General features: G+C 31.0%; 11 protein-coding genes. 2 read left to right on the top strand and 9 right to left on the bottom strand.

Annotation, left to right across the window (positions count from 1 at the left end):
- Positions 1-7 precede the first annotated feature (7 nt).
- The gene (locus F0000_RS21105) at positions 8-2,644 is read left to right on the top strand and encodes a TonB-dependent receptor (RefSeq protein ID WP_223148932.1); all 2,637 of its coding nucleotides are present in this window, start codon (positions 8-10) and stop codon (positions 2,642-2,644) included.
- 3 nt (positions 2,645-2,647) lie between these two features.
- On the top strand, positions 2,648-3,508 hold the full coding sequence (locus F0000_RS21100) for a DUF4249 family protein (RefSeq protein WP_149626707.1): 861 nt from the start codon (positions 2,648-2,650) through the stop codon (positions 3,506-3,508).
- A 611-nt stretch (positions 3,509-4,119) separates the two neighbouring features.
- Here F0000_RS21100 and F0000_RS21090 read toward each other — a convergent pair.
- The 9 genes from F0000_RS21090 to F0000_RS21040 all read right to left on the bottom strand — a co-directional run.
- A complete protein-coding gene (locus F0000_RS21090; protein WP_149626706.1) occupies positions 4,120-4,320 on the bottom strand; it encodes a hypothetical protein in 201 nt (66 codons plus the stop codon).
- Between the two features lie 209 nt (positions 4,321-4,529).
- Positions 4,530-5,249 (bottom strand): hypothetical protein, encoded by a 720-nt coding sequence (locus F0000_RS21085; RefSeq protein ID WP_149626705.1) that lies wholly within the window; start codon positions 5,247-5,249, stop codon positions 4,530-4,532.
- A gap of 180 nt (positions 5,250-5,429) precedes the next feature.
- Positions 5,430-6,644: a carboxypeptidase-like regulatory domain-containing protein gene (locus F0000_RS21080; RefSeq protein WP_149626704.1), complete on the bottom strand. Its 1,215-nt coding sequence runs from the start codon at positions 6,642-6,644 to the stop codon at positions 5,430-5,432.
- A gap of 287 nt (positions 6,645-6,931) precedes the next feature.
- Positions 6,932-7,651, bottom strand: coding sequence for a HEAT repeat domain-containing protein (locus F0000_RS21075; protein ID WP_149626703.1), 720 nt, complete (start codon positions 7,649-7,651; stop codon positions 6,932-6,934).
- A 737-nt stretch (positions 7,652-8,388) separates the two neighbouring features.
- Complete coding sequence (locus F0000_RS21070; protein ID WP_149626702.1) at positions 8,389-9,204, bottom strand: SDR family oxidoreductase; 816 nt, start codon at positions 9,202-9,204, stop codon at positions 8,389-8,391.
- Positions 9,205-9,215: 11 nt separating this feature from the next.
- Positions 9,216-9,701: a DUF1772 domain-containing protein gene (locus tag F0000_RS21065; RefSeq protein WP_149626701.1), complete on the bottom strand. Its 486-nt coding sequence runs from the start codon at positions 9,699-9,701 to the stop codon at positions 9,216-9,218.
- Positions 9,698-10,090, bottom strand: a complete 393-nt coding sequence (locus F0000_RS21060; RefSeq protein WP_149626700.1) for a DUF5367 family protein — start codon at positions 10,088-10,090, stop codon at positions 9,698-9,700. The genes F0000_RS21065 and F0000_RS21060 overlap by 4 nt, the downstream gene beginning before the upstream one ends.
- 90 nt (positions 10,091-10,180) lie before the next feature.
- On the bottom strand, positions 10,181-11,032 hold the full coding sequence (locus F0000_RS21055) for an AraC family transcriptional regulator (protein WP_149626699.1): 852 nt from the start codon (positions 11,030-11,032) through the stop codon (positions 10,181-10,183).
- A gap of 921 nt (positions 11,033-11,953) precedes the next feature.
- Positions 11,954-12,510, bottom strand: a 557-nt coding sequence (locus F0000_RS21040) for a transposase (protein WP_149626698.1), incomplete at its 5' end; no start/stop codon positions are given.

The following is a 12,510-nucleotide window of genomic DNA, read 5'->3' as shown; positions in this document are numbered from 1 at the left end:
AATAATTGTGAGGTTAGGGATTTTTAGATTCATATGTATAATTGTAGTGGTAGGATGTCTTAGTGGATATTCTCAAGAATCTATTCTAGATAAAAAAATAAACATATCAAAACAAGACGTTTCAATCGCTTATTTCTTTGATTTATTAGAAAAAGAAACAGGGGTTACCATAGCCTACTCAGATGATGCTATTGATATTTTTAAAATTGTTTCTATTAATTTTGAAGAAAAACCATTGCATCAGATTTTAAGAAGTGTTTTTCCTTCACAAAGCTATAAATTCAAGGTTTTAGGACAAAAACTTCTTATCTATAAAAGACCTAACAGGTATACACTAAATGGATATATTTCTGAAAAAGGAAGTGATGAGTACTTGCCAGGTGCTTCAATCTATATTCCGGAACTAAATGTTGGTACAATAACGAATGATTATGGGTTTTATTCAATTACTCTGGCAGAAGGTAATCATACGGTGCTTTTTTCTTTTGAAGGTTATAAAAAAGTAGAAAAGAAAATTAATCTTCTGGAAAACTTTGATCTAAACCTTAGTCTGGATATAGAAACACAACATCTGGAAGAAGTATTAGTTAATTCTGATAACGAGACAAAGCAAAGTAACATTACTCAGATAAGCTCAGAAAGATTAAAATCATCTGTTTTTCAAGATATTCCGGTGGTTTTGGGAGAAAAAGATGTTCTTAAAACATTACAGTTATTACCTGGGATACAATCAGGAAATGAGGGTTCTGCTGGTTTTTATGTTAGAGGGGGTACTCCTGATCAAAATCTTGTCGTATTAGATGAGGCTACCGTATATAATTCGAATCATCTTTTTGGGATTTTTTCTATCTTTAATGGAGATGCTATCAGGTCTGTTAATATTTTTAAAGGTGGATTTCCAGCCCGTTTTGGAGGGAGGTTATCTTCTGTTATAAAAATTGATACAAAAAACGGGAATAAAGAAAAATTTAATGGGAAAGCTACTATTGGGTTGATATCTTCATCATTTCTTCTGGAAGGTCCTATAAAAAAGAGTGTGTCTTCTTTTGTCCTAAGTGGGCGCAGGACGTATGCCGATTTGGTATCACTGCCATTTCAGAATGGTAGAGATAAAATTATTTATTATTTTACAGATGTCAATGCCAAGTACCATCATGTTTTTAATGATAAGAATAAGCTATATTGGAGTACTTATTTTGGTCAGGATAAGTTCAGAAACAAATCTATTGGCGTAACTCTTCAGGGAGAAGAAATTGAATCAACACAAAAAATAGAATGGGGCAATATCACATCTACCTTACGATGGAATCATGAATTTAGTGATCAATTATTTTCTAATACTTCATTGATTTTTAGTAATTATAAGTTTGCTGTAAATTCAGAAAGTAATACGCTTGCTACAAGTGCAAATAGCGCAGAGGCATTTTCTAATACGAGTTCAGGAATAAATGACTACGGGATTAAGTCTGATTTTAGTTATTTCCCAAACCCCAGACATCAAATAAAATTTGGTCTCGCATCAACTTATCATAATTTTACACCAAAAGAGATTCGTATTTCAAATTCGGCAGCAGATATAATTACGAATAAGCAAGAAATTAAAACTTTAGAAAGTGGTTTGTATATTGAAGACGATTGGAAAGTAAGTAATAAGATAAGTATAAATCCTGGTATTAGGTTAAGTCATTTTCAGCATAGAAATTCCGGGTATTTTAGACCAGAAATCAGGCTTTCAGGAGCATATAGACCTTATCCGTTATTTAGTATAAAAGCTTCTTATGTAAAAATGAATCAATACATTCATAGATTGTCAAATACCGGATTGGGGTTACCAACAGATTTATGGATATCCTCTACAGATAAATTAAAACCACAGGTATCAGAGCAAGTCACATTGGGGTTAGCAAAAGATTTTGATAATAATGGATATACCGTGACAATAGAAGGATATTATAAAAAGTTGAATGATGTGATTTCTCTAAAAGAAGGAGCATCTTTTTTAGGAGGATCTGGAGTTATAGAAGATATTGTAACTTCCTTTGAAACAGTAGATTTTGAAAATGGAATCACTACGGGACAAGGATGGGCATATGGAAGTGAATTTTTAATAAGAAAAAAAAGAGGAAAATTTACAGGTTGGCTTGGATATACACTATCCTGGTCAGAAAGGCAGTTTGATGAACTAAACGGCGGGAAAAAGTTTAAAGAAAGATATGACCGTAGACATGATTTTTCACTTGTTGGGATTTACAAACCCAGTAAAAAAATAACAATATCCAGTAGTTGGGTATTTTCTACAGGAATTAATTATAATATTACAAATATTTTAGGAGTCTCAGCAACAGATGATTTCCCTATAGATACAGACCCCTTTGGATCAGATTTTTCAATGTTTAATGTGGATAAGAATAATTTTAGAGGAGAAAGTTTTCATAAATTGGATCTGGGCATACAGTTTCATAAAATAACAAAACGCAATAGAGAGCGAACCTGGGGGATTTCTATTTACAATGTATATGCCAGAAAAAATCCTTTTTATTATGAAACATCGATAGCAGAGAATTCTCCAAATATTAGAAATTCCTTATTCAAAAGATATTTTTTACAACTTATTCCATCGTTTAATTATACATTAAAATTTTAGCGTATGAAGTATTATTTTATAGTATTGATTAGTTTTTTATATTTAGGCTGTGACGATTTCGGAGAAGAAGTTGATGACAGACCTTCAGGAAGAACGCAATTTGTATTAATCAATGGTTTTTTATCTCCAGAAGAACCTGTCATCAGAATCAGAGTGTCAAAAACTGTTTCGATTTTTGAGGATATATCAGACCTTACAACAGCTGATTTGAGGGATGCTTTAACTATAAAAAACGCTATGGTTACTATTATGAATGAAAATCAAAATGAGATAGTCCTTACATATAGGTCAGAAAGCAGAGCTTATGAAATTGAAGCGTCAGAATTCCCTATTATCCCCGGACAAAAATATGGTTTAAAAGTTGTCACAGAAGGCAAAGAATTTACAGCACAATCAATTATTCCTACAGAAATAATTGATGATATAACAACTACTAGCTCCCAAATCATAAATGAAGGAGGTATTTCGTTAAAATTCCTAAACATCCAATTTGATGATGTTGTAGGAGAAAATAGTTTTTATGTTGTAGGTGGAACCGTTATAAATCTTGATAATCCAGATGCTACAGCAACGTTTGTTGATTTTGGTAGTAAGCAATTTGTGACAGATGTGAATGGAGATGGCATTCCCATATCCGTAAATGGTCAGGTTTTTAACGCAAATCAAAATATGGAAGTTACTATTAGAGTTGCAAATACAGAAGAATTGATATATGAGACTTTAAGGGCTTCTTTTATTAATGAAGATCAAGCAGCAAGTGATCTGTTTTTTGAACCTTTAATTCCACCTAATAATATACAAGGAGATGGAGGATATGGAGTATTTGGCGGGTTTAGGTTATTTGAAAAAAAGATTAGGTTATAAGCTACACGAATTTTAGTATTACCTCAACATCAGTAAGCTGATTACATTTCGGATTATGTATATATGTTAGTATAAATAGACTTCTTTCATAGAAAAGCAACTATTTTTTAAAAAAAATGTACTGATTGGTACATTAAAATGAAAAAACATGATAAAGAATCAGTTATTAAAGTAGGGCAGGGGTTATTTTAAAATTATAGGGTATCACATACGGGTACCGAGGAGATTTTAAAAGAATCGAATTACCCTATAAATTCTTTCTATTATAATTTTAAAAGCAAGGAGAAGTTTGCAGAATATATAATAGAATATTATGGAAATAATTCTACAAAATTTTATAAAAGTATTCTTGATGGTCAACAGGTAAAAAACCCAGTAAAACGATTTGAATTGTTCTCTGTTTTCAATGGAAGATAGCGTGGTTAAAAACAATTTTAAATCAGTATGATAGATCTGGATAAGAACACTAAAAAAGGAAGGTGCATCAAGCATAAATAACGATAGAGTGCTATTTAAAGGTATCAGGAAAAAGCATGGATTTTCGAAATAATAAAATCAGCATAGCCTGATCTGTTATATAGCAGACAACAAATTGTGTAAAAGAAAACATCCTATTCTTTATCAGTATTCTGAGAATACTTGTAAATCAAAAAAAAGCCATAAATAATAAAGATACCTGTAAATAATATTCTAAAGTTAAAATCCTGATCTTCACGCATATAATTATACAGTCTAAAACTTCCAAAAAGTACTAGGGCTAATCCGATCATAAGATCCCAGGTCTTACGAGGTGTTTTTTCATCTTCTTCCATAGGTATTTACAATAGTTTTTTTATTAAAAATTGAATAGTGTCTAGAACATACGCAACAAAACCTTTAAGTATATCAAACTTCGTTTCATTGCTGATATGCGAATTAATATGAATTGTAGGGGTGTACAGTGTTTTTGTAAAAATTGTAGGGTAATCATGTTACCTGTATATGGCCGTTTATGACTATTTCCCAGATACATAGTGTGATTTTAAGCATTAAAATATTTGCTGTCCCAGATTGCTGTATTAAAGTTTTTACCCAAGGCAAAGCCATAAAACAAAACGACTGCAGCCACGGATTTGAACATGAAAAGAAATACCATTATAAACGTAGAGGTAGTTTTTTCTTTACTAAACAGCCCGTCAGGGATCATAAAAGTAAGTAAAAGGCTTACAATAAAGGTAAGGAATAATAAGTTTTCAAAACTTTTAAAAAACCACATCATCCATTTTCGAAACGGATGTAAATCATTACCCCATTTGTGAATTAAGTAATAATAGTCATTTCCCATAGGAGCAAATAGCAAAGGATCATCTGCGTTTGCAAGTTTAAAAAGCTTAGAGGGAGCAATAATTTTAAAGCCTTTTAGCTCAACTCCATGATTTTTTTCAATTTGTTCAATGGCACGTAGCGCTTCTTCCGGGGTTTTTCCTTTAAAATATTTAGTGTCTAAAAAACGTAATCGATAATCAATACAAATTTTTTTGATCTGATCAATATGATAAATATTATGAGTTTCTAACTGATCAAAAATAAGTTCATTATGATCAGTAGTAGATTTATTTACGAGTGTATTTATAATCCTGTCATTGCCTTTATCCTTAGATTCTAATATGGATAGTACTTGCAGCTTCCATGTAGTCTCATCAAATTGTTTATCTCTCAGACGAGCAAGCTTTTTTTCAATGTTAGTTTTTGGAAATATCATCTTTCTTTTCTTTAGCTCTACTAAATTAAGAATTTAGCTTTTAGAATACAAAAAAGAAAATAAGATGTTTTTTTTTAGATTATTGATGCCATAAAAATACTTAAATATAAAATTAGATTCACTGATGACGAGTTGTTGATTTAAAGGAGGTACCATGAACAATTCCAGCATGAACTCACGCTAATTAGTCCTATTTTGTAGTTCTGATATGATTTTACTCTCTTTTGCTGTTTCCATTGGGATATTATAAGAATTCCAGAATTCTGTATTAAATTCTTTTGCTTGACTTTCAATACTAGAACCAATGTCCATATTACTATTAAACGGATAATTATCCAAATCATCAATTATTATTTTATTTATAAAAAGCTCTTTTTTAGGATATTGTGTAAAAAGTATTTTTTTTGATTCAAAGCCTTTAAAAATTCGCCATTGATCTTCTTCTTTCTGATATTTCAGATACATTTTTCCTTTGTATTCCTGATACTCTAAAACCAAATTATAATATACCTGAAGTGCCCCATTTGTAAACCTTCTTACCCAGGATCTATTATTTATCGCCGCTCTTGTTAGTTCAATTTTTACAAATGCATAAGTTTGTGTATCTATAAATAGCGTAGAACTTTGAAAAGGTTTGTCGATACCATTTATTTTATAAACCAGTCCATTGTCGTATGGCAATACACTTTCTAATTCATATTTCCATCCATTTTTTCCTTTTATAGGTCCGTAATCAAAGCGAATTAAATCGTCTTCGACTAAATCTATAATCGAATTTTTACGCTCTGAATTTTTACTCCATGGGTGCTTATCGCCCAAATAATTTGTTTTTATTTCCAACAGTTCAACCCTTGGTTCTCTTCTAGTTTTAAAGCCCTGATAAAAAAGTTTTGTAGCACATTCCAGGTACTCAACATACCTGTCGTCTTCTTTTTGAAGGTCTCTTACATAGCCTTCTAGAATATAGGGTTGGTTAGGATAGTTATTTTGGATTTCCTTATATGCTTTTCTTACAATTTCTTTAGCTGTAAATTCTTTCTTTTTGGTAGCCATTATAACAACTTCGTCAAGATTGGTGGCTTTTGCTGAAAGGAATATTTTTTGATTTTTATTAAAAGTACTTACTTTTTTTGATACTGATGTATAACCAATTATTGAAACTATTATGATACTTTCTTCTTTTCCAACGGGTATATGGAAAACAAAAAAACCATCATTATTTGTTATTGTTCCTATGGACTCTGACTTAATATATACAGAAGCAAAGGGTATTGGCTCAGAAGTTTCTACATCTAAAACCTGACCAGAAATAGAGAAAGTATTATTTTGGGAAAAGCTACTGAAAGAAACTAGTAATAAAATAATGGAGGTGTGGGTTTTTAAAAATCTTTTCATAATCTCTAGACGATTGAGTTAAAATATTGTTACATAATTAATGTGAAACTTTGTCTGTTCGAATTCAGAATCCAAAGTGGCTTATACTTTTTTCATCTGCTGTAAAAATGCTCTTTTTGACTCAATTTTCGACTTTTTCTTATTTCGGTGCTGCTATGAAGTGCAAAAAACACTTCAATTGATCAAAAAAATACTATTTTTCGTCTGAATCAGGAAATCAAGAAGACTCTAATATAAACCCAAGAATTAGTTCCTGTTTTAGATATCTACTTTTTGAATAGATATTTTCAATTTTTAGATTCAATTCTTTTTCGAATATCTTCTACCGTATGTACTATTTGGTTTCTAAGGAAAGTATCTCTGGTTTTTTTATAAGCATGTTCTAAAATAGGGATTGATTTTTTTGTTCCAATACTTTTAAGAGGGTCGCATATAATATCTTTTATGTAGCTTTTATTTGTTGTAGTAAATAGGTTTAATAATATATCTTCTATTCCATCTTTACAGGTGTGTTTTAATGCTCTAAGCGCACTAATTTTAATAATTTTAGAGCGATTTTCTATTAGGTCTACAATTGGCGTTAAATTTATATTTCCAAAACATTTATTCATTTCATCAATTCCCAACAAAATATTTATTTTACAATTTTGTTGCTTTTCATGGCTAAGTTTTTCCATTAAAAAATTAAAAAGATCAATATCATGAGTGTTTTTACAAAAAAATGAAAGAGCGTAATAGATGTATTCTTTATGATCTATGTATTTTTTACTTTTTAACAGTTCCAATAGTTCCATTTTGTTTTCATTTTTATTTAATGATCTCGCTTTTACATACGCAAAATGGCTAATTAGATCTACACTACTGGTTACATTTTTTCTCCATTCTTTTATTAAAGGTGAATAGTTTTCTCTGGAGGACATCATTTCTATGAGAAATGCCATGTTTTTATTTTTCAGATCAGCTTCTAATTCTTTTTTTGCAAAATTTATTTTCTCTTCAATTTCCACGGTTTTTTTAATTTTGAGTTGCTCCTGCAATGGTAATGTTTGGTATGTGCAACTTTTTAATTAAGAAATAAAAGTAGCAGAAAAGAACAAAACTATTGTTAAGTTCTTAAAAAAGGACTAAAACTGAAAGGAAACAGAGCATCACTACTAAAAAAATGATAACACTTCTTACATCCTAAGCGTATACTATTAAAATACATAAGAACAATAGTTTGCAGAACTGGATGTCAAAATCATATACGTTATCGCGGCTCGTGTATAGTGCAACAAAACAATAAAATTAAAGGAATCCTTGGTGTTCATCTAATTTTGTGCGCTCAGTGTTTTTTTGTTAATAGTTTATCCAATAAATCAATTAGTAAATTTTCAGATGACGGAGCGTACTATGTAAACAGATACTACATTTCGTATTTGTCAGAGGGTCATTTTTTATATTTTGATTTATTTTTTCAGTTTAAAAGCCAAATTAAAAATTTGGTAGTTTTCAGCAAATAAAACATAAATCTTTTGGTTTAATACTTAAAGACTTATGTTTTTATGGTGTTAGTTGTTGTTGCCGTGCATCTTGATTAGATGAAACAAATTTTGGGTAGCTGGTTCTTGTATGGCTTGTTTCGGAAAATCAGTTAGAATATTTCGATATAAAATAAATATAGTGAATTGTAATAAATTCAGATATAATTAAGTTCATCGGCAATAGCGATACACGTTATAAGTTATTTTATTTTAACTTGATTCTAAATCCAAGTTTTAGCAGTTTTTTCGGCATATTCTAAAAATGTTTTTGCTTTTCTACCCAAAACGTGCTCAATATCGTTAACAACTTGTTGATTTTTTGGATTAGTTAGCACATGACTAAATAAATACTCAATTAGCCAAATAGCCTCATTAGGCATTTGCATTTTTTTCATTCCATCTACATACTGTTCTAATGTGATGTCGTAAAAGTTCAGACTTCTGCCGCTGGTCTTTGAAATGATGTTAATGATATCCTTAAAAGTAATTAATTCTGGACCTGTTACTTCAATGATTTCACCATTATAGCTATCATCCAGTAAAACAGTGGCAGCAACTTCGGCAATATCATTGGCATCTACAAATGGAATTAAAACATCAGACATTGGTAATGCCACCTCTCCAGATAAAATAGGTTCTAAAAAGAAACTTTCACTCCAATTTTGGTTAAACCAAGAAGCTCTAACAATAGTATAATTCATACCAGAGTCCATGACAATCTTTTCACAGGCCTCTGCTTCGGTTTCGCCTTTTCCAGAAAGTAAAACCATTTTTTTGACTCCTAATTCTTTGGCTAAAATGGTTAAACTAAGGATGGCTTCTTTGGCTCCGGGAACAGCCAGATCTGGATAATAGGTAACATACATTTTTTCGATGCCACTTAAGGTTTTTACCCAAGTATCTTTATTATCCCAATCAAAGCTTGGTGATGCGTTTCTTGAGCCAATTCTAGGTTCGATCCCTTTGTTTTTTAATTGTTCTACGATTCGGCGACCAGTTTTACCGGTTCCGCCAATAACTAAAATATTTGTTTTCATAATGAGTTGTTTTAAAATATTTTTTGAATAAATGTTGATATCAGTAATAGGATAAATGAAATCATACCTGAAATGGTTCTAATGGTATGATAATGATTCCAGGTATTTTCATAATAGGTTCTGAAATTCTTTAGCTCTAATAGGCTAGATTTGTGAATGTTCAACGCGTCTAATTCATTGTTTAAAGGAACATTTCCAAAGGCTGTAATACCAAAAGTGCCAACTAGATGAATGATTGCTGATGCTAAGACCAACCAAAACACAGGATTGTTGTTAAACTGTAGGTATGCAGTAATAATTAGGGTAATCAAGCTTCCAAAGAACACTATAAAGAATGCTGGGTTTAAGATTTCTCTATTAATATGCTGCATAGTCTCCAAATAAGACAAATCACCTACTTTTTTTGTTCCTAATATGATCGAAACAGACCAGGCGAAGAAAAAACCTGTAGAAAGCGCATTCAATAAAACTGTTATAAAAAGAACACAGGTTTTCATGCTATTATTTTTTTTGTTAAATAATTTCCATAGTATAATACAATGAAGTAATATTCGACGATAATGGTGTAAAACACAGGATCTCCAAAAAACTTCGAATAGGTACCTCCATTAGGAACAGCAAAGACAGGAACTGTTATTAATGCATCCAATATAATAGCCATAATTATAAACGTAAGTGCCAATGCGGATGGTTTCATCCATCTTTTGTTATAGAACAAATAAGTCCCTATACAAGCACTGGGAATAATGGTTAATATCAGTACAATATTGGATTGTTGCTCAGGGTTTTCTAAAATGGGTATATAGAATGATAAGAGATAAAAACTAACACCTAAAATCCAAACTAAAATGGCGCATATAATGCTAAATAATCTGTTGCTAATCATAATTCTTAGTTTTAAATTATGAAGCAAATTTATAGCGACTGTAAACCAGTGACTTATTCAGAAAGAATTATGATTTATTCGAAAAGAATTTTATGCCTGACTGGGTCTGTAGCCAAATTTTTTTTCAAAGGCGTTGGAGAAGGAGCCTAAACTATCGTAGCCTACTGCCCAGGCAGCTTCTTGAATGGTTTTTTGCTCGTTTTTGATTAATTTTTGGGCTTTCTTTAAGCGTTCGTTTTGTAAGTATTTAAAAACCGGAACACCAAACTGTGCTTTGAATTCTATTTTAAGTTTATTGGTATTGATTCCAATTTTATGTGCCAATTCGGTTAAGGAAGGGGGATTTTCCAGATCAGACAACAATATTTCTTGTGCAAGATTTATCTTTTTAAGTTGTGAAGCATTTATTTCAGTTGCCTTATGAATAGCCAATTGTCCAAAATAGTGCGAAAGTAAAGCAGTCATGTGGCTTTTATAAAACATCATTTTAAGGCTTCCTTCATATTTATTAGTAAAGAATTGCTCAGCCAATAAGAACATTTCCGGGGTCATATTAAACACGGGTCCTTCTACATAATGATCTTTGGGATGAACAAGTTGATATAAGAATTGCTCTAAAAATTGACCTTCACCGTTGGGCAATTTGTCCAAGTTTCTAATAGTGGTTGTAATTACAATACATTGCAAAGGTTTTTTTGTAGAAACATAGTGTTCAAATTCAACTTTCTCATCAGCATAAAATGACAAAACCATACCTTTTGTATGTTGGAACTCTTTGGTTTTTCCCTTGTATTTAACTTTTAGGCTAACATCACCTGCACCGTAAAAAGCGATCGCAATAACTGGCTCATCAAAAAAACATGAGTCGATCAATGTATTATCGGTAGCAGCCTCTTCCAATAAAATTGTGCAATCGTTTATATCTATCATTTCACGGTTCATTCTATTACATTTTTTAAATCGGTTAATGTGTGATAAGGTTAACTATGAAATCGGAGTAAGGCAAATATGCTTGTACCAATTTATTTCTTGTTCAATGTATAAAAATTTAGCGCCATCCCAAAAAGGAAATTATCTTTTGATCTGACACTATACGTTGCGCTAGTTTCATAGTAACAATTTTGAAAACCAGCTATTTATTAAACAAGTTTGATACCGTCAACAAATTTTGTGAACTTAGGAAAATTCAGTTTATGAGTATCAGGCGTAGTAACAAATTGAATCCAAAGAAAGCCTTTTCCGTTTCTATAAGAGTAAATTGATTGTGGGAAACCTTATTTTGATAGATTGTAAAAAATCTATAGTTTACACCATTTTTAATGTTGTGTAAGTATAGTACTTCCCATTTCGTCATTTGTTTTAAAATGATAAAAGAAGGCACCTTTAGTTATTTTTGTTGTTGCTGTAATTTTGTCAATGTTTGTTGTCTGATAATCTTTTTATAGATTAATTGAAACGCTTTTTAAAGTGTTGTATGTGGTGTATTTGATGCTTTTGACATAAAAATATTAGTTAGTATTAATTAAAAATTAATATCTAATATGTTCTTGCTAGCTAATTTACTAAAACCCATTTTATAGAGTATGTCTGCTCTCGTATTTTCTTTGTGTTTTAATTCTTCTATAGTTTGTATAATATCTTCTTTGAAAAAATTACCTCTTGGAATGCACACAGATTTGGTTAGGTTAATTTTTGTGTAGTACGTACCGGGTGCTTGATTAAAAAAAGGAAACATCGACTTGTATTATTTTGGGAAAATAATTTTCCTTTTTCAAGTGCCCTGTACTTTTTTAAAAAACCGAAAAACATAGTAAAAACTAATTGATAATCAGATATATTTGTTCTGTAATTTATTATTCGTAACTATTCACCCTTCATTGGGATGTATGGTTTTTCATTGAATGCATTGATAAGACATTCTAATATAGATTGCTTATTCTTTCTAAGTGTTGAGATGTATCCCCTGATTCTGGAAAAGTAATGGATATGATCTTGTGATCGAAAACATCCCGACACTTTTTGTTTGACCTTGATCATCCTTAAATCACGTTCCGCCTGATTGTTATCAAAAGGCACTAAAGGTTGTTTGATAAATTCAAGAAAGAGGTATTTATGTTTTTCTAAAGCAAAAGCCAAACGTTGCTCATCAGTTTTCTTGAATTTCTTATCATAGCCTTTGATAATGGGCCGTATTGTTTTAGTAAAGGTGTTGAATGCCCTTGTATAATATGAAGATTTCAGATCAGGATCTTGCTCTTTCTTTTTCTTGGCACGTACTAGTAGTTTTCTTATTTTGGTTGCCCAGGGAGCATTAAAAGCTTCTTCTATATAAATCAGATCCCTCAAAATATGTGCGTTGCACAGGCTATGTCCACACTGATAACTAAAATAACTACTAAATCTATCATGAACAAGAGTGC

Origin of the sequence: Aquimarina sp. RZ0 (assembly GCF_008370685.1) — a bacterium.
In the GTDB taxonomy this organism is placed as follows: Bacteria; Bacteroidota; Bacteroidia; order Flavobacteriales; family Flavobacteriaceae; genus Aquimarina.
This window is presented reverse-complemented; position numbering and strand designations above follow the sequence as displayed.